General features: G+C 40.8%; 20 protein-coding genes and 1 pseudogene. 16 read left to right on the forward strand and 5 right to left on the reverse strand.

From position 1 onward, the window contains the following. From PCY06_RS04070 to PCY06_RS04125, 12 genes and pseudogenes are all read left to right on the forward strand, one after another. Nucleotides 1–470 (forward strand): LPXTG cell wall anchor domain-containing protein (locus tag PCY06_RS04070; RefSeq protein WP_301387067.1); only part of this gene is annotated, 470 nt, incomplete at its 5' end. 381 nt (nt 471–851) lie between these two features. Continuing rightward, nucleotides 852–2,858: pseudogene (locus PCY06_RS04075) on the forward strand (SP_1767 family glycosyltransferase); the annotation flags it as partial. Between the two features lie 16 nt (nt 2,859–2,874). After that, the gene (locus PCY06_RS04080) at nt 2,875–3,879 is read left to right on the forward strand and encodes a sugar transferase (protein ID WP_045634950.1); all 1,005 of its coding nucleotides are present in this window, start codon (nt 2,875–2,877) and stop codon (nt 3,877–3,879) included. Between the two features lie 31 nt (nt 3,880–3,910). Further along, nucleotides 3,911–5,134: an accessory Sec system protein translocase subunit SecY2 gene (secY2, locus tag PCY06_RS04085; protein ID WP_045773902.1), complete on the forward strand. Its 1,224-nt coding sequence runs from the start codon at nt 3,911–3,913 to the stop codon at nt 5,132–5,134. A gap of 8 nt (nt 5,135–5,142) precedes the next feature. Then, a complete protein-coding gene (asp1, locus tag PCY06_RS04090) occupies nt 5,143–6,723 on the forward strand; it encodes an accessory Sec system protein Asp1 (RefSeq protein WP_082307681.1) in 1,581 nt (526 codons plus the stop codon). Then, the gene (asp2, locus tag PCY06_RS04095) at nt 6,713–8,242 is read left to right on the forward strand and encodes an accessory Sec system protein Asp2 (RefSeq protein WP_048774712.1); all 1,530 of its coding nucleotides are present in this window, start codon (nt 6,713–6,715) and stop codon (nt 8,240–8,242) included. Before asp1 ends, asp2 begins: the two co-directional genes overlap by 11 nt. Next, the gene (gene asp3 / locus PCY06_RS04100; RefSeq protein ID WP_195916588.1) at nt 8,239–8,718 is read left to right on the forward strand and encodes an accessory Sec system protein Asp3; all 480 of its coding nucleotides are present in this window, start codon (nt 8,239–8,241) and stop codon (nt 8,716–8,718) included. The genes asp2 and asp3 overlap by 4 nt, the downstream gene beginning before the upstream one ends. Further along, on the forward strand, nt 8,711–11,092 hold the full coding sequence (gene secA2 / locus PCY06_RS04105; protein ID WP_125369830.1) for an accessory Sec system translocase SecA2: 2,382 nt from the start codon (nt 8,711–8,713) through the stop codon (nt 11,090–11,092). Before asp3 ends, secA2 begins: the two co-directional genes overlap by 8 nt. A 12-nt stretch (nt 11,093–11,104) precedes the next feature. Then, the gene (gtfA, locus tag PCY06_RS04110) at nt 11,105–12,625 is read left to right on the forward strand and encodes an accessory Sec system glycosyltransferase GtfA (protein WP_125400162.1); all 1,521 of its coding nucleotides are present in this window, start codon (nt 11,105–11,107) and stop codon (nt 12,623–12,625) included. Continuing rightward, nucleotides 12,609–13,961, forward strand: a complete 1,353-nt coding sequence (gtfB, locus tag PCY06_RS04115; protein WP_082307679.1) for an accessory Sec system glycosylation chaperone GtfB — start codon at nt 12,609–12,611, stop codon at nt 13,959–13,961. The genes gtfA and gtfB overlap by 17 nt, the downstream gene beginning before the upstream one ends. Beyond that, complete coding sequence (gene asp4 / locus PCY06_RS04120) at nt 13,954–14,136, forward strand: accessory secretory system protein Asp4 (protein WP_082307678.1); 183 nt, start codon at nt 13,954–13,956, stop codon at nt 14,134–14,136. The genes gtfB and asp4 overlap by 8 nt, the downstream gene beginning before the upstream one ends. Nucleotide 14,137: 1 nt before the next feature. Continuing rightward, entirely contained in the window at nt 14,138–14,359 is a 222-nt protein-coding gene (locus PCY06_RS04125; RefSeq protein ID WP_045773909.1) for an accessory secretory protein Asp5, read from the forward strand. Nucleotides 14,360–14,430: 71 nt separating this feature from the next. Here the strand turns inward: PCY06_RS04125 and PCY06_RS04130 are convergent, their stop codons facing one another. Continuing rightward, a complete protein-coding gene (locus PCY06_RS04130; RefSeq protein ID WP_301387069.1) occupies nt 14,431–15,276 on the reverse strand; it encodes a DegV family protein in 846 nt (281 codons plus the stop codon). A 125-nt stretch (nt 15,277–15,401) separates the two neighbouring features. Here PCY06_RS04130 and PCY06_RS04135 point away from each other — a divergent pair, with 125 nt between their 5' ends. Together PCY06_RS04135 and PCY06_RS04140 are read left to right on the forward strand one after the other, a co-directional pair. Continuing rightward, nucleotides 15,402–15,968: a TetR/AcrR family transcriptional regulator gene (locus PCY06_RS04135; protein WP_105165148.1), complete on the forward strand. Its 567-nt coding sequence runs from the start codon at nt 15,402–15,404 to the stop codon at nt 15,966–15,968. A gap of 18 nt (nt 15,969–15,986) precedes the next feature. Continuing rightward, nucleotides 15,987–16,454, forward strand: coding sequence for a deaminase (locus tag PCY06_RS04140; protein WP_045502598.1), 468 nt, complete (start codon nt 15,987–15,989; stop codon nt 16,452–16,454). A gap of 76 nt (nt 16,455–16,530) precedes the next feature. Here PCY06_RS04140 and PCY06_RS04145 read toward each other — a convergent pair whose 3' ends face one another. From PCY06_RS04145 to PCY06_RS04160, 4 genes are read right to left on the reverse strand one after another with little or no spacing between them, the layout of a single operon-like run. After that, nucleotides 16,531–17,385, reverse strand: a complete 855-nt coding sequence (locus PCY06_RS04145; protein WP_048774704.1) for a cysteine ABC transporter substrate-binding protein — start codon at nt 17,383–17,385, stop codon at nt 16,531–16,533. Between the two features lie 11 nt (nt 17,386–17,396). Further along, nucleotides 17,397–18,155, reverse strand: coding sequence for an amino acid ABC transporter ATP-binding protein (locus PCY06_RS04150; protein WP_061586258.1), 759 nt, complete (start codon nt 18,153–18,155; stop codon nt 17,397–17,399). 1 nt (nt 18,156) lies between these two features. Further along, the gene (locus PCY06_RS04155) at nt 18,157–18,834 is read right to left on the reverse strand and encodes an amino acid ABC transporter permease (RefSeq protein ID WP_061586257.1); all 678 of its coding nucleotides are present in this window, start codon (nt 18,832–18,834) and stop codon (nt 18,157–18,159) included. Then, a complete protein-coding gene (locus PCY06_RS04160) occupies nt 18,794–19,474 on the reverse strand; it encodes an amino acid ABC transporter permease (protein WP_082307676.1) in 681 nt (226 codons plus the stop codon). The genes PCY06_RS04155 and PCY06_RS04160 overlap by 41 nt, the downstream gene beginning before the upstream one ends. A 337-nt stretch (nt 19,475–19,811) precedes the next feature. Between PCY06_RS04160 and PCY06_RS04165 the strand changes: the two genes are divergently transcribed. Both PCY06_RS04165 and metK read left to right on the forward strand, forming a co-directional pair. Next, the gene (locus tag PCY06_RS04165) at nt 19,812–20,300 is read left to right on the forward strand and encodes a hypothetical protein (RefSeq protein ID WP_048779387.1); all 489 of its coding nucleotides are present in this window, start codon (nt 19,812–19,814) and stop codon (nt 20,298–20,300) included. Between the two features lie 484 nt (nt 20,301–20,784). Continuing rightward, nucleotides 20,785–21,975 (forward strand): methionine adenosyltransferase, encoded by a 1,191-nt coding sequence (gene metK, locus PCY06_RS04170; protein ID WP_048779390.1) that lies wholly within the window; start codon nt 20,785–20,787, stop codon nt 21,973–21,975. The last annotated feature ends 35 nt before the right edge of the window (nt 21,976–22,010 follow it).

Genomic DNA, 22,010 nt, shown 5'->3' on the forward strand with positions numbered 1-22,010 from the left:
CAAGTGCGAGCGAATCGGCCTCAACCAGTGCGTCTGTATCTGCGAGTGAATCCGCGTCTACGAGCGCATCTGTATCGGCAAGCGAGTCCGCATCGACGAGCGCATCGGTAAGTGCCAGTGAGTCCGCTTCGACGAATGCATCAGTAAGTGTTAGCGAATCAATGTCTGTTAGTGAGTCACTATCATTGAGTATTAGTACATCTGTGCTACACAGCCAGCTAAATGATATATATGAAAGCGAATTGTATTCACTAAGTCTTTCTGAAAGTTTGTCTGCTTCACAATCGCTTAGCCAGAGCCTGTCTGAGAGTCAATCTTCTTCAGCAAGTCAATCAATGCATGATAGGATTTCTAAAGGACAACTTCCTCGAACAGGTGAATCTGAAAACAAAGCATCCATTTTGGCTTTAGGGTTAGGAGCTTTGGGATTGGCGTTTAAGAAAAGGAAGAAAAATGAGTCAGAGGATTAAACATTAATTAAAGCAGGAAGTTTTTGAACTTCCTGTTTTGATTTTGTTATCAAAATCCTTGATATTCTAGCTTTTTCTAGCAATATTTTATATAATATCTAGTATAGCTTGATGTATTTGTACTTGATGTATTCAACTAAAAATTGGATAAGTAATTATCAAGAAAATCGCAAGTAATTATGGACATAAAAATATAGTAAAATCTAGATTTAAAAACTCTTTCTATTTTTGCTAAAAAACTCTATGATTTCTTGATTTTACAGTTGTGAAAGAGTTACAAATAATTTTCGAGATTCAGATTTAATTAGGGTGTAATCGTATAGGGAGTAAGTTTGCTAAGTGGATAAGTTAGAGAATAAAAGTATGGCTAACTATGATGAATACCGAGCAGTTGTTATTTGTGCCAGCTTTTCTGATTGTAATCAAGTTTTAACCACCATTAAGTCCATCGTCTGCCACAATCGCTTTATAAAGTTTTATGTCATCAACAATGATTTTCCAACAGAGTGGTTTGTCAGCATGCAAAAAAAGCTGGCCAAGCTGGACTGCCCGATCGTCAATGCTCGGGTGGATGCTTCGCTGGTGTCAAATTTTAAAACGGATATTAGTTATACAGTTTTCCTGCGCTATTTTGTAGCGGATTTTGTTGAGGAAGAACAAGCTCTTTATTTGGACTGCGATATTGTAGTAACACGTGATTTATCGGAAATTTTTGCAGTTGATTTAGGCTCCCATCCGCTTGGAGCGGTAAGAGATCTGGGTGGAGAAGTATATTTTGGCGAGCAGATTTTTAATTCAGGTGTTTTACTAATTAATGTGAACTACTGGAGAGAAAACGATATTGCAGGTCAATTGATTGAGATGACTGATAACTTACATGATAAAGTTACTCAGGATGACCAAAGTATTCTCAATATGTTCTTTGAAAATCGCTGGCTGGAGCTGCCTTTTCCTTATAACTGCATTACGCTGCACACGACCTTTTCGGACTATGAGCCAGAAAAAGGGCTCTATCCGCCTGTAATTCACTATCTGACCGAACGCAAGCCTTGGAAAGAGTACACCCAGTCTATCTATCGTGAGGTCTGGTGGTTCTATCAGGGACTGGATTGGTCGGATATACAGGAGCCAGTTGGAGCCCTGACTCAAAAGATGGTGGAGGGGGAAGATGACTCTAGTCTGTCCTGCCTAGTCTACACCTACTCTTGTGATCTGTTGCATATCAACTATTTGATTCAAGCCCTGCCTTCCTGTCATTTCTACATTGCGGCTCCAGTAGTGGTGGCAGAGCCAATCACGCGTCTGCTCCAGTATCCTAATGTCAGCGTCAGTTCAGATATTGCGGGCATTCCGGCTCTCTTGGAGTCGCTGGAAGCCAAGTCTCAGCTGCTGCTGGATATCAATGCCGGCGATGAGGTGGGAGATATTATTGCTCGCTTTAAGTCTTCTGGCAAGCCAGTCTTTGCCTTTGATAGTACAGTCCATGGCCAGCAGGGGCAGGAAGTCTTTCCAGCTGATAACCCTGAAGTCATGGTGCAGGCTATTGAGAAGCTGGGCTTAGCCGAGCCTGAAGAGCGGCAGATTTCTGTACTCTCTATCGACCAGTCGCTGGATTATCTCTTGGAGAAAGGTGCTTCAGTGGTTCGTTTTGGAGATGGGGAGATGGATTTGATTGCAGGTCGTGGTATACCTTATCAGGAGTACGACCCTGAGCTGTCAGCGCGTTTGAGAGAGATGATGGCTATGGAAAGCAATGAGCGTTTGATGATTTGTCTGTCTGATGTATTTACAGGGCTAGAGCGCTATTCCATTGATGCCCAGAATTTTTGGAAAGCTCATCTGCAGCACCATTTGGCAGATTATCTAGAAATTTGCCGGGCACCTTGGTATGGGTCGACTTTTATTTCCCGTCCTTATATCGACTTGGAAGATAAAACACCGTCTGCGGGCTATTTTGCAAAGCTCAAGCAGCTATGGCAGGACAAGGACCTCTTGATCGTAGAGGGCTTGACTTCCCGGTCTGGTGTGGGCAATGACCTCTTTGATGGAGCTAGGTCCATCAAGCGGATTATCTGTCCTTCGCGCAATGCCTACAGCAAGCTGGAGGCCATCAAGCAGGCTGTTCGAGAGCATGCCGATAATCGTCTGATTTTGACTATGCTAGGTCCGACGGCTAAGGTCTTGGTCTATGATCTGGTGCAGGAAGGTTATCGGGCGCTGGATATTGGGCATATTGACTCAGAGTATGAGTGGTTCCAGATGGGAGCTAGTCACAAGATCAAGCTATCGCACAAGCATACAGCTGAGCACAATTTCGATCAGGATATTGAGTATAGAGACGACCAAGCTTATGACAGTCAGATTGTTGCCAATCTGGCTCAGGAATGAAGATTAGAAAAAGAATATGAAAGTTAATATTACCAATCTATACGGTATGTCTGGCCAGAGTACGGCCTTGATTGCCCAGAATGATGTGACCAAGCTAGCCAAGCAACTGGGCTTCAATGAACTGAGTTTTTATTTTTACGATATTTACAGCGACAGCCAGTCGGAGCTCAGTCGTCGTCTGGACGGTATCATGGCTAGTGTTGGCTATGGCGATGTGGTTATCTATCAGTCGCCCACTTGGAATGGTCGGGAGTTTGACCAGGCCTTTATCAGCAAGCTCAAGATTTTGCAGGCCAAGCTGATTACTTTTATCCATGATGTGCCACCACTTATGTTCCCGTCAAACTACTATCTGATGCCGGAGTATATCGATATGTACAATCAGTCAGATGCGGTCATCGTTCCTTCTGAGCAGATGCGGGACAAGCTTCTGGCAGAGGGGCTGACTGTGAACAAGATTTTGATCCAGCGCATGTGGGATCATCCCTATGATCTGCCTCTGCATCAGCCTCAGTTTGCGCCTAAGCTCTATTTCGCAGGAAGTGTGGAGCGTTTTCCACATCTGATCAATTGGTCTTATGCTACGCCACTAGAGATTTTTTCGCCTGAGGAAGAGTCAAATCCAGAGGCCAATGTCAGCTATTGTGGCTGGGTTAGCAGGCCAGAGCTGCTCTTGGAGCTGTCCAAGGGCGGTCTAGGCCTTGTATGGGGTGTTGAGGATAATCCAGCAGACGAGCCGGAATACTATGGTCTCAATATCTCTCATAAGTCTGCCACCTATCTGGCAGCTGGGATTCCGGTCATCGTCCCTTCTTACCTGTCCAATGCAGAGCTGATTCGCGAGCGTGGTCTGGGCTTTGTCGTAGACAGTTTGGAAGAGGCCAGTCGGATCGTTGAAAATCTGACTGTCGAGGAGTATCAGGATATGGTCGAGCGGGTTAGAAAGTTCTCTTTCTTGCTTAAGGAAGGCTATTTCAGTAAAAAAGTATTAATTGATGCGGTGATGGAAGTCTTGTCCTAAAATTCTCAAGCCATCATCATAAGGAGTCAGAGTGAAGTCATTTTTTAAACCGCTTATTCTCAAAAAGTTTCTTTGGACCTTACTTTTCGTATTTATCTATGTTTTGGGAAGTAAGTTGACTCTTCCATTTGTTGATGTCTCGAGTATAGCTAAACTAAATGGAGATTCAGTAACACTAAATTATGCAGCTGCTTTGATGGGTGGAAATTTAAGGAGTATGTCTTTTTTTTCGATTGGACTGGCCCCTTGGATGTCGTCTATCCTCATCTGGCAAATGTTCACTGTTTCGAAACGATTGGGACTTAATAAACTTTCTATGGAGAGTCAAGAAAAGAGAAGGATGTTGTTGACTCTAGCTATTGCTCTGATTCAATCCTTAGGTTTAGTTCTTAATTTGCCTTTGAAGACAGTGGCAGGAGTTGGACAAGGAACGATTGTCTTCCTGGATACCTTGATCTTAATAGCGGGAACATATTTTCTTATTTGGCTGACTGACCTTAATTCATCAATGGGGCTTGGAGGTTCCATTATGATTGTCATGGTCAGTATGATCTCCTATATTCCGCAGGACATATGGCTTTCGATCCAAGAACTCAAAATTTCTCCTCTTATTTTAGCTGTAGTAGGGCTTTTGAGTCTTTGTTTTCTATATCTTGCTGTTCTAGTTGAAAGAGCCAAGTATAGAATACCTATCAATAAGATAAATATCCATAATCGTTTTAAAAAATATTCCTACCTAGATATTCGAGTGAATGCTGCTGGGGGTCTTCCTATTATGTATGCCATGACTTTGGTCAGCATTCCCCAGTATTTCCTCATGCTAGTTCTGTTTTTCCAACCAAATAATAGGCTGGTGAAAGAATGGATTCTAAGCTTAGCGATGGGGGGGATACCTTGGTTTATTCTCTATCTGCTGACTATTTTTATTCTGGCTTGGGCTTTTGCTTTTATTAATGTTAACAGTGACCAAATTGCAGAGCGGATGCAAAGGAGTGGGGAATATATTGAAAATTTGTATCCTGGTGAAGCAACCCGTCGTTATATTCACAAAATTGTAGGTTATTTTGCCTTTGTCGGAGCGCTTTACCTAGTTTTGGTGGCTGGTCTTCCAATGCTTCTGATCCTCTTGGATATTCGCTATATGAGGCTTGGTATGATTCCTGGTATGTTTATGATTTTTATTGGCATGGTCTTTTCTATTAAGGATGAGGTAGATACTTTAACACTTAATGACCGTTATCATTCATTGTTCTAGGAGGAACTATGTATTATTTTATTCCTTCATGGAGTGGAAGTGGAAAGAGGGTTTGGCATCGAGATATTATTCCCTGGTACCGATCTATGCAGAGGCTTGAGTTTGATGATACTATTCATCAGATTCGGATTTTTCATAGTGAGAATCTGCCAGTCAAACTCCTCTTACAAGCCTATATGCCTCATGCTCGTTATTTTTTACATCGCCAAGATATCTTTGAGACGGAATACTATTCAGTTTTTGATGAGATCCAGGCTGTAGAATCTAATGATATGCAGGTTTTACAAATCAAAGATCTTGAATGGGAAGATGATTGTGAATTTATTTATACTCCATTTTTGATTATCGTACGCAGGCAAGGACAGCTTTATGCTCATGTCGAGTTTGGAGTAGAAGGCTTTATCAGTTTTATCAAATTTTTCAAGGATGATCAGCTGGAAAAGCTAAATATTTTTGATGATAGAGGCTTTGTCTCTAGTATCGTCTACTATGAAGATGGTCAGGAAGTATACCGGGACTATTTAAATCTAAATGGTGTTTGGCGTATTCGAGAATACCTAAAGACTGAGAGTAGTCATGTAGTAGTCAATCCAGTCTTTTCTCAAGACTTTGATAAGCTGGAGTATGAATGCATGCCAGATTTGATTCTTGAGAAGCTGGGATATTATATTTCTCATAATGTTGAAGAAGACAGCCGATTTGTAGTCGCTGCACAACCTTTTGCTAATCAAGGAGTGCTAGATCTGTTACCTCAACATTCTCATAGTATTCTCAGTTTTTTTCACGAACGTAATCAAGCAAGCAATATAGAGAATTTTAAAGCTGATTTGGAGTACGTGGACTTGGTATTGACAGATCGAATGGATTTCAAAGAGACTCTTCAGAATCATTTTCCTCTTCAGGCAGAGAAGATTCATTACTTGTCTCCATTTGATACACGTTTGCAGCTAGGAAAGAGTCAACAACGTCATGAGTCAAAGATTTTTTATCAAATTGATCTTAGTGAGCTTTTGAATGACTATGCTATTTTTAAGGTTCTGTTTTATGTAGCCCAGCATCCAGACACGGAACTGGTTATCGGTGTATACAATGCATGGCAAGAGGGTATTAAACAGGTGGAGAATAAAGTAGAGGAACTCATTTCTGATTACTTGGATTTAAAAGATTTTATAAAAAAATCTTTTAAAAATAACCAAGCAGAAAACCCTTTGCCAGAAAACCAAGAGTTGGAATACCGATTTAGGATTAGGAACATTACAGATGAGCTTAGCCTGATTCAAGAGTTGGATGATACTCGTCTTATTATTGATTTAAGCCAGCAACCTAATCTTTATACACAAATTGCCGGTATCTCTGCTGGTATTCCACAGATCAATCTGGTTGCTTCTGACTATGTGACTCATTTACAAAATGGCTATATTCTTGACTCTATCTCTCAACTTGCAGTTGCTACAGATTATTATTTGCAGGGGCTAAAAAATTGGAATCAGGCCTTGATTTATTCAATCGAAAAGATCAAACTGAATACTGGACATCAAGTGATTAAGCGGTGGGAGAAGTGGCTCAAGGAGGCTATAGATGAAAAATAAGCTGAAGATCTTACAGATTGGTTCCATCAATTGGAGCAAGGAAGTGGTAATCCCGGATAATATGGATTGGTACTATTTCTTTCCTCACTCTCAGCTGGCTATCAAAAAAGTTATGGAAATGGAGAAAATCAACCATTTCAGTGCCATTATTGTAGATGATTTAGACTTGATTCCAGATTTATTTTTGATTAAATCGAGAATTATTCCTTATACTATTTTTTACAGTAAAAAGCAGCAAGCCATACAAGAGCCGATTGCCTTTTTCCTTAAACGATACTGCGCTCAACAGATAGATCTAAGTGATAGACCAAATTTACTGAGAAAACTTTCTAAGGCACTTTTTCGTGGACAATATGGAGATAAGATGACACCTCTTGATATGGTCGTTAGTCCAGGTTTTAAGGGCAGGATTTGTCACAATGGCTATGAAAATTTGGAATTGGAAGGAAATTTTGGATCAGACTTTAGGCCAATTGTGTCTTGGAAGTATAATATTGTAGCAAGCAAGAAAAATCCTGTAGAAATTTGGCTTGAATACGAAAAAGACTTTAGCTGCGAACTTCGCTTAAGAATATATAATATTCAGGAAGGTTCGGCTGCTGATCTTGTTAGAGAATCAGTTTTTTCGGAAACTGATATGCAGGAAGCCATTGTTTTAGATAATGATTTCACTTCCTTTTTAGGAATCACTTTAGAAGCCAGAGGCTTTGGTACTTTAAAAATTGGTGCCTTCCACCAACGTTTGACTCGCTATGAATTTGGTAAGTTTGTTTTGGGAGGTGAAATTTTAAAGGATATCCATCGGCAGGAAATCAATTATTTCTTTTATCCTGGAGATTTTAAGCCACCTTTGGTTGTTTATTTTTCTGGCTATCGTAGAGCAGAAGGCTTCGAAGGATTTGGTATGATGAGAGGTCTAGGTTGCCCTTTTCTTTTGATTTCTGATCAGCGATTAGATGGTGGTGTCTTTTATCTAGGTAGCGATGAATTAGAAGAAGGTATTAGACGCATAATCCAAGAACATATGGAATTACTAGGTTTTTCTGAACGAGAATTAATCCTATCCGGTATATCCATGGGAACCTATGGCGCCGCTTATTACGGGGCAGATTTTAGCCCTAGAGCAATTATTTTATGTAAACCACTTGCTAATCTTGGAACGATTGCTAAACGAGGCCGTCTTCAGTTACCAGAAGTTTTTCCGATGGCTCTTGATATACTTCATCATCATACAGGAGGAAAAGACCTAGAAAATGTTATGGAGCTAGATAATCGTTATTGGGAAAAAATTAAAAGGGCGGATTTAAGCCACACTATTTTTGGCCTGGCCTACATGAAGGAAGAAGACTATGATCCAACAGCTTACGAAGATTTAGTACAATACCTCTATCCAACTGAAACCCAGTTAATGAGCAATGGGATTTCAGGTCGCCATAATGACGATTCTACTATGGTGATCAATTGGTTTATGAATTATCATCGCATCATACTGGAAAAAGAATTTGGAAGAAAGAAATGAAGATTCAAAAACATAAGGAAATTTACTGGGGAGAATTGAGAGGTGCGTCTATCTCAAAAACTAGAAAAGATTTCACCTACTTGTATGGTTCAACCATCATATTTCATTCTCCTGACCAGGTCTATTTTGAAAACAAATTAATGGCTTCTGGTCAAACGATTCATGAATGGTCCTCCAGTTGGAACTATCAAGGAGATAGACAGATTCCTTCCCTTCCTTTGCTAAAAAGGGGAAGATCTTATTCTTTGACTAGAGATATGACTTCCTACCCTTCCGAAAGTGTTTTTTTAAAACTTATTTTTTTCGATTGTTATAATAGAGAGGTTAGCAATCATGTAGAGCGTTCGAATAAAATGACTTTTACTTACCCTAAAGAAGCTTACAGCTATAAAGTACAGCTTCTTAGTGCGGGTGTTGAGTCTTTTGAGTTTCGTTACTTAAGAATTGAAGAAATTTTAGAGGAGTCAAATGGTTAAAAATTTTTTTCATATTCGGCGCTTAAAGAAAATTCTAGCTAAAATTAAGAGTTTTGAAAAAGAGATGTCAAGTCTGTCAGATTTAGACCTACAGAAAAAAACTGTCGAATTCAAGAAGAGATTAGCTGATGGGGAAAATTTGGATCAACTTTTGCCAGAAGCCTATGCTGTTGTTCGAGAAGCGGATAAAAGGATTTTAGGATTGTTCCCTTACGATGTCCAAGTCATGGGAGCAATTGTCCTCCACGAGGGAAATATTGCTGAAATGGCGACAGGTGAAGGTAAAACCTTGACAGCGACTATGCCACTTTATCTAAATGCCTTGTCTGGACAAGGAGCTATGTTGGTCACTCCTAATTCCTATCTGGCTTTGCGAGATGCGGAAGAAATGGGGCCTGTCTACCGTTTTTTAGGCCTGACAATTGAGACAGCCGTGAGAGCGGATGAATCCAAGCCTTTGGAGACCAAGGAGAAACGTAGGATCTACCAGGCCGATATCCTATATACAACCAATAGTGCTTTAGGATTTGATTATTTGATTGAAAATTTAGCCGAGAATAAAAAGAATCAATTTCTAAGAGAATTTAACTACGTCATCATAGATGAGATTGACTCTATTCTTTTAGACAGTGCGCAAACTCCTTTGATTATATCTGGCGCTCCACGTGTTCAGTCAAATTTTTATGATATGATGGACACTTTAGTCCAAACTCTTTATGAAGATGAGGATTATTGTTATGACGATGAGAAGAATGAAGTTTGGCTGACCCAAAAAGGGATTCGAGAAGCGGAGTCTTTTTTAGGATTAAACCATCTCTTTTCCAAAGAAAATCAGGAATTGGTTCGTCATCTCAATCTAGCATTGAGAGCTCATACGGTTTATAAAAAAGATCAAGACTATGTGGTACGACAAAGTAAAAATGAAGCAGAAGTAGTTCTTTTAGACCGTGCAACCGGTCGCCTTATGGAATTAACCCGTCTTCAAGGAGGCCAGCATCAGGCGATTGAGGCTAAGGAACATGTTAAACTAACTCAGGAAACACGTGCCATGGCCTCCATAACTTATCAGAATCTTTTTAAACTCTTTCGAAAACTCTCAGGTATGACCGGGACTGGAAAAGTTGTAGAAAGTGAATTTCTGGAAACTTATTCTATGTCCGTCATTAAGATTCCGACAAATCGTCCTGTCATTCGCAGAGATTATCCTGATCAGATTTATCAAACCTTGCCTGAAAAAGTATTTGCTTCACTGGATGAAGTAAAGCATTATCATGCAAAAGGAAATCCTCTTTTGATATTTACTGGTTCTGTTGAGATGTCTGAGATTTATTCTTCTCTTTTATTGAGAGAAGGAATTGCTCATAATCTGCTCAATGCCAATAATGCAGCTCGGGAAGCACAGATGATTGCTGAATCAGGTCAGTTTGGTGCAGTGACTGTAGCGACATCAATGGCTGGTCGAGGAACAGATATTAAATTAGGTCCAGGAGTAGCTGATCTAGGTGGCTTGGTTGTTATTGGAACTGAAAGAATGGAAAACCATAGAATTGACCTACAAATTCGTGGCCGTTCAGGCAGGCAAGGTGATCCGGGGATCAGTAAGTTTTTCATCTCTTTAGAAGATGATTTACTAAAAAAATGGGGACCAGATTGGATAAAAAACTTTTATCGAGATTATTCTCCAGAAGATCTTAAGAACAACCCTATCTTGCTTAAGCAAAGGCGCTTTAAAAAACTTGTTTCCAAAGCACAAAAAGCTAGTGAGGGCAATGCTAAATTATCACGGCGCCTGACTTTGGAGTATGCTCAAAGTATGAAGATTCAGCGAGAGCTGACCTATGCGGAGCGCAATCGCTTACTTGAAGATACAAATGAGATGGAAGAGGAAATCAATCGAGTGCTTGATTATGTCATTCAACAAGTTGCCTATGAACAAAGTTTTGAAAATAGGGCAGATTTTTATCGATTTATCTTGCACCATTTTAGCAACCGGGCTGAAAGAATTCCCCAGGAGTTTGATATTCACTCACCAAAAGAAGTCTCTCATCTTCTTCAAGCCATTGCTGAGCAGGAATTATTGGCAAAGAAAAGCTATCTTAAGTCGGACAAGCTTTATAGTCAATTCCAGCATTTAGCTATTCTTAAGGCGATTGATGAGAACTGGGTTGAACAAGTAGACTATTTGCAGCAACTCAGGACAGCCTTGAGCGGTCAACATTTCTCTATGAAAAATCCTTTGGTAGAATACTACCAAGAAGCTTATGATGGTTTTGAATATATGAAAGAACGAATGAAACACCAAATTGTTAAGAATCTTTTAATGAGTGAATTGGCACTCAACCCCAAAGGAGAGGTCGTAATGTACTTCCCATAGGATGAGGAAAATATGACAGTATATAACATCAACTTAGGCATCGGCTGGGCAAGTAGTGGTGTAGAATATGCCCAAGCTTATCGAGCTCAGATTTTAAGAAGAATACAGCAGCCGGCTAAGTTTATCTTTATGGATATGATTTTAGCGGATAATATTCAGCATTTGACGGAAAATATTGGTTTTCTGGATGAGGAGATTATCTGGCTTTATAACTATTTTACTGATATCAAGATTGCACCGACGACTGTGACGCTAGATCAGGTACTGGCTCAAGTTGCAGGTCAGCCAGAGCGCTCAGAGAAAGAGGGCAAGATTGTCCGTTATTTCTATCCGCAGGATGATCAGTTTATCACTTGCTATCTGAGACAGGAAGACCAGGACTTTGTGGAGCATGTGGAGTATGTCTCGCGGGGGAGATTGATTCGCAAGGATTATTTCTCCTATGTCCGCTATGCCAGTGAATACTTCGCGCCCCATAAAGACGCCGCAACTCTCTACCAGCGCCGTTTCTACCATGAAGACGGCAGTGTTGCTTATGACATGCTGATAGAGGATGGTCAGGAAGAGCTTTATCGCTTTCCAGATCGGATTTTCTATTCCAAGGCTGAGCTGGTCCGCTATTTTCTTCAGTGTTTGCAGCTGCAGGCAGATGATGTGGTCATCTTGGATAGGGAGACAGGGATTGGTCAGGTTGTCTTTGAAGAGAGCCAGAAGGCTAAGCTGGGAGTAGTGGTCCATGCGGAGCATTTCAGTGAAAATGCCAGCAGCGACGACTACATTCTCTGGAACAATTTCTATGACTACCAGTTTACCAATGCAGACAAGGTGGACTTCTTCATCGTGGCAACAGAGGCTCAGAAAATGATTCTAGAGCAGCAGTTCCAGCATTACTCGGACAAGCAGCCCAAGATTGTCACCATACCGGTGGGGAGTTTGGACCAACTGACTTATCCCAAAGAGCCTCGCAAGCCTTTCTCCATGATTACGGCTTCGCGTCTTGCTACGGAAAAGCATATCGATTGGCTAGTGGCAGCGACTGTCCAAGCCCATATCCAGTTGCCTGAACTGACTCTGGATATTTATGGTAAGGGGAGCGAAGAGGACAAGCTGCGTCGCAGGATTGAGGAATCGGGAGCTCAGGACTACATTCGGCTCAAAGGGCATGCAGATTTGAGCCAGATTTATGCAGGCTATGAGCTTTATCTGACGGCTTCAACCAGCGAAGGCTTTGGTTTAACGCTCATGGAAGCAGTTGGATCAGGTCTGCCTCTCATCGGCTTTGATGTCCGCTATGGCAATAAGACTTTTATCGTTGATGGTAAAAATGGCTATCTGCTACCGGTTAGTTCCAATCATGTCGAGGACCAGATTATTGCTGCTTTTGTGGAGAAAATAATAGCTCTCTTTAGCCAAGGGCGCCAGCAGGAGATGAGCCAACACTCTTATCAAGTGGCCGAGAATTATTTGACCAGCCGGGTTGAAGCGGCTTGGACCCAGCTTTTAAAGGAGGTTAGAGATGATTCAGCTCTTTGATTATTACAATCAGGAAACCCAGGATCTGCATGATTCCCTCCTTGCAGCTGGCTATGCCTGTCCGACCATTGTCATTGAGGCCAATGGCTATCTGCCGGACGACATGATCTCCCCCTATACTTATTTTTTAGGGGATGAAGAGGGAGTAGATCATCCGCTCTTTTTCAATCAAGTGCCAGTGCCCCCTTTCTGGGAAATCACAGGCGACCATCAGGCGGCGCGTGTCAGTGACATGGGAGAAGAAAGAGCACGGATTCACTATGCCAGTCAGGCCAGAGGCCGGCTGGTCAAGCAGGTGGATTGGCTGGATAAAAAAGGCCAGCTGCGACTGAGTGAGCGCTATAATAAGCAAGGCCGTTGCTTTGCCAAAACAGCCTATAAATCAGGCCAGGAGGCTTTCAACACGACCTATTACAGCACTGATGGTCAGGAGCGTATCGTGGAAAATCACGCCACCGGTGACATCATCCTGACCCTGGACCAAGAGCCCTTGCGGATTTTTAAAAGCCGAGTGGATTTTATCCGTTTCTTTTTAGAGCGGCTCGACTTTGACTTGGATCACATTCTCTTTAATTCTCTGGCTTATTCTTTCTTAGTTTCCCACAGCTTGACAGGCCGAGCTGGGCAGGATATTCTATTTTGGCAGGAGCCTCTGTATGACGAGCTTCCGGGCAATATGCAGCTAATTCTGGAAAATAGTCAGCTGCGGGCGCAGACCATTGTCATTCCAGACTTGGCGACTTATGAAAAGGCCATGAGTCTGGCAGCGACTGACCAGCAGCAGAAGTTCTTGCATCTGGGCTATCATTATGACTTCAAGCGGGATAACTATCTACGAAAAGATGCCTTAATCCTGACCCATTCAGATCAGATTGAGGGCTTAGAAGCTTTGGTTCAAGCCTTGCCGCAGCTAGTCTTTCGTATTGCAGCACTTACGGAAATGTCGCCTAAGCTCTTGTCTATGCTGTCCTATAAGAATGTCGTCCTTTATCAAAATGCCAGTCTCAAGCAGATCGATCAGCTCTACTTGGAATCAGATATTTATCTGGATATCAATCACGGTGGTCAGGTCCTGCAGGCAGTGCGCAAGGCTTTTGAGAACAATCTCTTGATCCTAGGCTTTGAGCAGACCCTGCATGACAGGCGCTACATTGCCCGAGAGCATATTTTTGACAGTAGCCAGCCAGCTCAACTGGCATCAACTTTGGAAGAAGCCTTATCTGGTGTTGAGCAGATGCGATCAGCCTTGCAAGCTCAAGGCCGACATGCCAACGATGTACCAGTCAGTCTTTATCAGGAGACTCTCCAAAGTTTGTTAGGAGGTCAGCATGGCTAAAAAAGATTTATTTCATAAGGATATTGAGGGACGGTTAGATGAGCTTAAGCATGGCAAGCCCAAGAAAGAAAAGGCCAGCCTGGGAGAAAATCTCAACAAGGTTTTTGTCATTGTCTTGGGCTTGATGATCTTGATTGGCCTGATTTTTACATTGATTGGAGCCTTGAGGAAATAAAATGCAAAAATTATTACTTATTCTGACTATCTTACTTGCTCTTATTTTAATTACATTGGTTATTTCTTTGCCTAGAGAAAACCAACAGTTTTTCAGCGAAACTCGTTCAACAATTGGTAAGTCAGGTTATTGGGAGACAAATTTTTTTAAAAAAGTTATTCTTTTGATTGTTAGTATTCTTCTCTTTTTAACCCTCATTTTCTATATGATTCAAACAGCCTAACTTTTTAGATCAAAAAGAGACCCTTAGACTAGGGTCTCTTTTGATTTAAATATTAGGAAGTTGATTCATTATTAGCCGATTTCATATCCCATTAATAATCCGCCTTCTTCTGCATAGAAACTACATAAGCCGGATGTCGGGATAGCTTGAATTTGGGCGTTAGGAAATTTTCCCTTGACTAAGTCAGAGAATTGCTGACAGAATTTATCATTATTGCGGTGAGAGATAATAATTTCACCTCCTGCATAACCGGCCTTGATGATTTCTTCAAAAGCAGCAGACAACGACTTCTTATAACCTCTAGCCTTTTGCAATAGTTCTAAGGTCCCTTGTGGCCCAGCTTCCCCAACCATACGAATATTGAGCAAGCCTACGACAGCTCCAATCAGCTTATTTAATCGCCCGTTTTTAACCAGATTATCCACTTTGGCCAGGACAAAAAGTAATTTGGTTTTTGATTGGTGGTTTGTAATTTCTTGCACGATTTCGTCAAAAGAAAGGCCGTTACTAATTAGCTGATTGAGCTTTTGAACAAGCAAGTCAACTTCACCTCCAGCCGATAAACTATCAATCACATGAATATTGACATTCGGATGCTCTTCAAGGTAAAGCTTTTTAGCAACCTGAGCGCTGTTATGGCTCCCAGATAAGGTTCCAGTAATAGTGACAACAAAGATATTATCAGCTCCTGCAAATGCTTTTAGATAGTCATCTGGACTTGGGCAAGCAGATTTTGAAGCAGTTGATGAAGCATACATTTTTTCCATCATTAAGTCAATATTTAGTTCTGCATTGTCAATAAAGATTTCCTGGCCTACCTGAATGGTTAGTGGGACATTTTCAAAATTTGTGTCCAAAGCCAGGTCTTTTAATTCTCTAAAATCGCATCCAGAGTCACTAACGATTTTCCAAGTCATTTTTAATCCCCTTGTTCCTATAATTATACATTGACAAAGATTGTGTCTTTTTTTACAATTATATCATGAAAGACTTTTTCCAGAAAGCTATTGATATCCGATGAGACAAGAAGGAAGAAACTGTTATGCCTGAACGTAAAATGTCCAAAAAATCTCTTGAAAACCTAACGATTTCCAATCGGGAATCCAATCGTTTAACTCGCGAATCTTTGGAAATTTCCTTATTACAGTTATTAGAAAAAAAAGAATTGGCTAAAATCACTATTTCTGAGTTAGTAAACCGTGCTGGCGTATCCAGAGCGTCTTTTTACCGAAACTACAGCTCAAAAGAAGAGATTCTAGAGGAGCTTTTCGGCCAGATTGTGCATAATATTATGGAAAAAATGGCTCAGTTTGATTTTAAGACGGAGCTTTACCAAGTATGGCTTGCTCTGTTTAAAGAGGCACAGAAGGAAGCGCATCTCATTCGTTTAGCTGTTGAGTATAATTTAGAGAAACACTTGACGCAAGCAGTTTTTAACTTTTTAGAGAAAGGTCAAGAGTCCAAGAAAGATGCTTCGTCCTACGTTAATTCTTTCTGGAGCTCAGCTTTGGTTTCTGTCCTGTCAAAATGGATCAAAGAAGGCATGAAAGTGCCAGCTGAAAAGATTGCTTCTCTTGGTTTGCCTTTAATGGTTCAAGAAAATATCTAGTAAAGAAAAGAGAAAGAAATGGAAACAAAACGATTAGCTTGGGATGAATATTTTGCTGCACAGGCTCTTTTGATTGCCAATCGCTCGACTTGTAAGCGCGCAAGAGTAGGAGCGGTTTTGGTCAAAGACAACAAGGTTATTTCTACGGGATATAATGGCTCCGTATCAGGAACAGAACATTGTATTGATCACGAATGTTTGGTAGTCGATGGCCACTGCGTAAGGACCCTACACGCTGAAGTGAATGCTATTTTACAAGGCGCTGAACGAGGTGTTCCAAAAGGATTTACTGCCTATGTAACTCATTTTCCCTGTCTCAACTGTACCAAGCAGTTGCTCCAGGTTGGATGCAAGCGCGTAGTATATATCAATCAGTATCGGATTGACGAGTATGCTGAGTACTTGTATCGAGAGAAAGAAGTGGAGTTAGTGCACCTGCCTTTAGAGGAAGTGAAGTCAGCCATAGCGGAAACAGATTTTATTTAAAAAGTGACTATCCTAGTTATTGTTTAAGATAAAAAGGCTCTATCATTTCGATAGAGTCTTTTTACGATCTTACTGATTATTTGACTTGACCACCTTCTACAACAAGATCATCAGCTTTAGCTGCATCGCCGTAGGTAGGGTGAAGAGTTTTTTCATAAGCCTTATGGAAGAAGTTTTCCTTACCAAGCTTTTCTATATCCTTGTTGATAAAGTCAAGAAGTTCTTTGTTTCCTTTTTGAACGGCTGGAGCAATAGTATCAGGGTCACCTAAAGAAGTTATACCAACTTCGTAACCCTTGTTTTCAAGAGCCCAAGCTAGGACTTCAGTGTTATCCGTTGAGAAGGCATCACCACGTCCATCAAGCAGAGCTTGGTAGGCGTCACTGTATTGATCATATTTTTGAAGTTTAACCTCTGGGTGATTCTTTTCAAAGTATGTTTCAGCTGTTGTACCTTTGGTCACGATCAAAGTTTTTCCTTTAAGTTCCTTAACATCTTTTATAAGGGCATCTTTAGGAGAAACGACTCCAAGTGAAACCTTCATATAAGGAAGCGCAAAGTCAACTTGTTTCTTGCGTTCATCTGTTACAGTGAAGTTTGCCAGTGTAATATCAACCTTGTTTGAGATCAAGTACTCTGCACGGTTGGCTGCGTCAACAGAGACGTATTTAACCTTGACTCCAAGATCTTTGGCAAGTTGATTTCCAAGTTCGATATCGTATCCTTGGTAAGAACCATCATTATCAACATAACCAAAAGGTTTTTTGTCTCCAAAGACTGCGATACGAAGCTCGCCACTTTTCTTAATTTCATCAATGGTCCGAGCCTTAGAATTTGATGCATTTGAGTTTTTGCTAGCACCACAAGCTGTGATAAAGACTAGAGCAAGGGCAAGTGTCATTACAGTTAAAATTGATTTAATTAGTTTCATAATCGTCTCCTTTATAGATATGAGCCAAATTGGCTAAAGTCAAATACGTTTAAAAATTCTTGCGCTCTTTTTGTTTTAGGATTGGTAAAGAAAGAGTGAGCATCTCCCTCTTCAGCAATCTGTCCTTGGTCCAAGAAAATGATTCGATCAGCAATAGCTTGAGCAAATTGCATTTCATGTGTGACTAGGATCATGGTGCGTCCTTCTTGGGCAAGATCATTAATTAATTCTAGCACCTCTCGTACCATCTCAGGATCTAAAGAGGCGGTTACTTCATCGAAAAGGATGATTTCAGGATGCATGAGAAGGGAACGAACAATTGCCACCCGTTGTTTTTGACCTCCAGAGAGCTGTCTTGCGTAGCTATGCTTTTTATCTAGAAGTCCAACACGTTTCAGTAGTTGTTCGGCTTCCTGAATGACTTCCTCTTTCTTACGTCCCTGGGCTTTTGTTGGTCCTAAAATAAGATTTTGCAGAACATCTAGGTGTGGAAAGAGTTCGTAGCTTTGGAAAACCATTCCAATTTTCTGACGGACAAGATGAAAGTTCTTTTGATTGCCTGTGATGGATTGGTCATCTAAGAGGATATCGCCTCCTTGAATATTTTCTAAGCCATTAATACAACGAAGAAGTGTACTTTTGCCACATCCTGATGGGCCCAAAATCACGACTACCTCACCTTTTTTAACTTCAAGTGAAAGACCTTGAAGGATAGGATTGTCTCCAAAGGATTTCTGAAGGTCCCTTATTTTTAAAATCGTTTCAGACATACTAATTACTCCAGTGTTTTTCTAAATGACCCGCTAACTTGGAAATAGGGAAGCAGACAAGAAAATATAAAACAAGAATGGTTCCATAGATCCAAAAAGAAGCAGTAGGAATGGTCAATCGGTTGCTATCGATAATTTGCTGGCCGACCTTAGTCACCTCTACAACACCAATCAAAACGACTAGCGAAGTTGTTTTGATCATACGTGTAATCAGGTTAATGGCTTGTGGTAGTAAACGTCTTAGAACCTGTGGAATGATGACATAATAGTAAAGCTGAGACTTGGTTAAACCAAGCGCTTGGCCACTTTCAAACTGGTGTTTGGGTAGAGAAGTGATTGCTCCTCGAACCAAGTCCCCCATTTCAGCAGTTCCCCAAAGAGTAAAGACAATGATGGCTGAACTCTCGCCTGAGATATTGATATTAAAGTTACGTGCTAACCCAAAGTAAACAATAAAGAGTAAGACGAGCTGGGGCATTATTCGGATGAATTCTAGATAAAATCGAGTCAGTAGACGAACGATTTTAGATTGAGAAGTCATGATGATTCCCAAAAAAGTACCAAGGATCATGGATAATAGAACGGAAATAACTGAAATACCAATTGTGACTCCCAAGCCCTGTAAAATACGAAGGAGATTATTTCCCTGAAAGAGTACCTGGATTCCCGAATCCTGCATGGCGTAATCTCCTTTCTATCCAACCAAAGAGAAGTGAAATTGGCAATAACATGAGCAGATAGGCAAGAACCAACATGGCCAAGGCGATATCTGTCTCGTAGTAGAGTCCAATCAAGTCCTTGGCCACATACATAAGATCTGCTAAAGCTACTACAGAGAAAACTGAGGTTTCCTTGATTAAGAAAATAACATTGGCACTAAAGGAAGGAAGTGCTACAGCAGTCGCTTGTGGAAGAACAACGTAGCGAAAAACTTGTCTTGGTGTCAAACCAATAGAGAGACCAATTTCATGCTGGGTTTGACTAACAGCTTCCAAGCCACTACGGAAGGATTCAGCCATGTAAGATCCGCCTAAGAAAATGAGACCGATTGTCGCACAAGCTTCTGAAGACAAGACAAGACCAATCCTAGGTAGCCCAAAATACAGAAAGAAGAGCTGAATCAATAGTGGCGTGTTTCGAGATAGCTCAATGTAGGCAGTAGCTAGCTGACTCAAAACGGGAACACGGTAGTGTCGGATGATACTAACAACCAAGCCTAAAAGAAATGAACCAATTATCCCCCAAACTGCGATATGCAGAGTCAAAAAGAAGGCCTGCTGGTATAGTGGATAGTACTGTTCGATAATAGACCAATCCAAAAATGAATTCCTCCCCTCCCTTAAGTCAGGAAAGTAAAATCGTCCCTGAACTTATCGGTTTAATAGAGTCATTTTATCATCAATTACACTGTTTGAATAATATGTATATTTTATCGGTCTGATAGAAAAAATTTATAAGGACTGCCAAAAAGATTGTATTTTAGTAACTGATCTAGACAAAGATGTTTGTCTAGATGCTGGATTGTTTTGAGAGAAGATGGATATACTTGATTTTTATACTGAAAATAATTAAAGAATAGAGTATAATGGATATAGAAAAATATGAAAGAGTATTTTGTTTTTTTAAAGAAATATAACAGTAGGATGGATCAATCAAATGTCAAATAAAGAGATAAACCAGGAGTTAAGTCAAAGGCGTAATGAAATAAGTCCAGAGATAGATAACGAAAAAAATAAGGAGAAGATTGAAGAAAAACAATCTATTGATGAAGCAAATGGGTCAGAACAAGTGGTAAAAGATTCAAAAGAGATCAAGTATACATCGGCTCTTCTTTCATTTTCCTTCTTCTCATCGATCATTTATCTGATTCTTTTCGTGTCACTTTTTAGTATAGCTTTACCATGGGGAATTGTCTTGTTGATTTTTCTAGGCCCTAGCTTAATTTGTTTTTTTATTGCAACTTTTTTAACTAGGGTTGGGATGACTAATGGGAGGAAAGGTTTACTATATGCAAGTTCAGGTATTTACCTGATTTCAGCTCTTTGTGCAGGAGATCCTGATTGGCATCTTTTTCAAATAGCTCCTTTTGTTTTCGCAGTTCTTGTTTTGGTTGGAACGCTAGTAGCTAAAGAAGAGAAGAGATGATATGGCGCGAAGTCATATCTTTATCTATTAATGGTTCCGTACAAACTTTCTTGTGCGTTGATACTTGGTACATCTTTTACGCCCTTTTTGATTGTACCCATTGTAATCGTAGCTCTAATCAGGATTGGTTTGCTAAAAACAGCAGATTCATAATTTTAAAAAGGTATAGTTTATGTCTATACCTTTTTCTTTTTTTAAACAAAGGAGTGTTAGCGTAAATTATGTTATAATGAAAAAGTTATATAGTCCCGATAAGATGGTAGGAAACTTCTATCAGTTCTTTGTAACTCGCAAACAATGACGGCTCCAAAGTCGCTCGTCATTCTACGGTTGCCGCTATACTTCGGACACCCATGCGCCTTACTAGCTTCGGAAATAAAAAGGTATCGTTTTTATTTTTTTCGCGTCGTAACTCTTAGACAATAGAAACACCTATCAGTACTTTGTAACTCTATAACAATATTTTTTAAGGGGGGACATTTCTATGTCAGAACGTAAACTTTTCACGTCTGAGTCTGTATCGGAGGGACATCCCGATAAGATTGCAGACCAAATTTCCGATGCTATTTTGGATGCCGTCTTGAGTCAGGATCCAGATGCCCATGTGGCTGCTGAAACAGCTGTTTATACAGGCTCTGTTCATGTTTTTGGTGAGATTTCGACTACAGCTTATGTAGATATTAACCGTGTGGTTCGTGATACAATTGCAGAGATTGGCTACACCAATACAGAGTATGGCTTTTCGGCAGAGACCGTCGGTGTGCATCCATCTTTGGTGGAGCAGTCGCCAGATATCGCTCAGGGTGTCAATGAAGCTATAGAGGTTCGTGGGAATGCAGATCAAGATCCATTGGACTTGATCGGTGCTGGCGACCAAGGGCTTATGTTTGGCTTCGCAGTGGATGAAACACCGGAGCTTATGCCATTGCCTATCTCACTCAGTCATAAGCTAGTCCGTCGATTGGCAGAGTTGCGCAAATCAGGAGAGATTGGCTATCTGCGTCCAGATGCTAAGTCACAAGTGACTGTTGAGTATGATGAAAATGGCCAGCCTGTGCGCGTGGATACGGTGGTTATTTCGACCCAGCATGACCCAGAAGTGACCAATGAAGAGATTCATCGTGACGTGATTGAAAAGGTGATTAAAGCTGTTATTCCTGCCCAGTATCTGGATGATAAGACAAAATTTTTCATCAATCCAACCGGACGTTTTGTAATTGGCGGCCCGCAAGGTGACTCTGGCTTGACTGGACGTAAGATTATTGTGGATACTTACGGCGGTTATGCTCGTCACGGTGGCGGTGCCTTCTCTGGTAAGGATGCAACCAAGGTCGATCGCTCAGCTTCATATGCAGCTCGATACATTGCTAAAAATATCGTGGCGGCGGGACTGGCTAAGAAAGCAGAGGTACAGCTAGCTTATGCCATTGGTGTGGCTCAGCCGGTTTCTGTACGTATCGATACTTTTGGCACTGGAGTAGTTGCAGAAAGCAAGCTTCAGGAAGCTGTTCGTCAGATTTTTGATTTGCGTCCGGCAGGTATCATTCAAATGCTTGATCTGAAACGTCCAATCTATCGTCAGACAGCTGCTTATGGCCATATGGGTAGGACAGATATTGATCTGCCTTGGGAAAAAACGGATAAAGTTCAAGCGTTGAAGGAGTATCTAGCCTAATTATAAAGAGTTGCAAGATGAGTATTTGATGGTTT

The sequence above is a fragment of the Streptococcus sp. SG1 genome (assembly GCF_030439935.1).
Lineage (GTDB): Bacteria > Bacillota > Bacilli > Lactobacillales > Streptococcaceae > Streptococcus > Streptococcus gordonii.

Coding starts and splice junctions, on each gene's coding strand:
- PCY06_RS04080 (WP_045634950.1), top strand. CDS start 2,875: ATGAAAGTTAATATTACCAATCTATACGGTATGTCTGGCCAGAGTACG.
- asp1 (WP_082307681.1), top strand. CDS start 5,143: ATGTATTATTTTATTCCTTCATGGAGTGGAAGTGGAAAGAGGGTTTGG.
- asp2 (WP_048774712.1), top strand. CDS start 6,713: ATGAAAAATAAGCTGAAGATCTTACAGATTGGTTCCATCAATTGGAGC.
- asp3 (WP_195916588.1), top strand. CDS start 8,239: ATGAAGATTCAAAAACATAAGGAAATTTACTGGGGAGAATTGAGAGGT.
- secA2 (WP_125369830.1), top strand. CDS start 8,711: ATGGTTAAAAATTTTTTTCATATTCGGCGCTTAAAGAAAATTCTAGCT.
- gtfA (WP_125400162.1), top strand. CDS start 11,105: ATGACAGTATATAACATCAACTTAGGCATCGGCTGGGCAAGTAGTGGT.
- gtfB (WP_082307679.1), top strand. CDS start 12,609: ATGATTCAGCTCTTTGATTATTACAATCAGGAAACCCAGGATCTGCAT.
- asp4 (WP_082307678.1), top strand. CDS start 13,954: ATGGCTAAAAAAGATTTATTTCATAAGGATATTGAGGGACGGTTAGAT.
- PCY06_RS04125 (WP_045773909.1), top strand. CDS start 14,138: ATGCAAAAATTATTACTTATTCTGACTATCTTACTTGCTCTTATTTTA.
- PCY06_RS04130 (WP_301387069.1), bottom strand. CDS start 15,276: ATGACTTGGAAAATCGTTAGTGACTCTGGATGCGATTTTAGAGAATTA.
- PCY06_RS04135 (WP_105165148.1), top strand. CDS start 15,402: ATGCCTGAACGTAAAATGTCCAAAAAATCTCTTGAAAACCTAACGATT.
- PCY06_RS04140 (WP_045502598.1), top strand. CDS start 15,987: ATGGAAACAAAACGATTAGCTTGGGATGAATATTTTGCTGCACAGGCT.
- PCY06_RS04145 (WP_048774704.1), bottom strand. CDS start 17,385: ATGAAACTAATTAAATCAATTTTAACTGTAATGACACTTGCCCTTGCT.
- PCY06_RS04150 (WP_061586258.1), bottom strand. CDS start 18,155: ATGTCTGAAACGATTTTAAAAATAAGGGACCTTCAGAAATCCTTTGGA.
- PCY06_RS04155 (WP_061586257.1), bottom strand. CDS start 18,834: ATGCAGGATTCGGGAATCCAGGTACTCTTTCAGGGAAATAATCTCCTT.
- PCY06_RS04165 (WP_048779387.1), top strand. CDS start 19,812: ATGTCAAATAAAGAGATAAACCAGGAGTTAAGTCAAAGGCGTAATGAA.
- metK (WP_048779390.1), top strand. CDS start 20,785: ATGTCAGAACGTAAACTTTTCACGTCTGAGTCTGTATCGGAGGGACAT.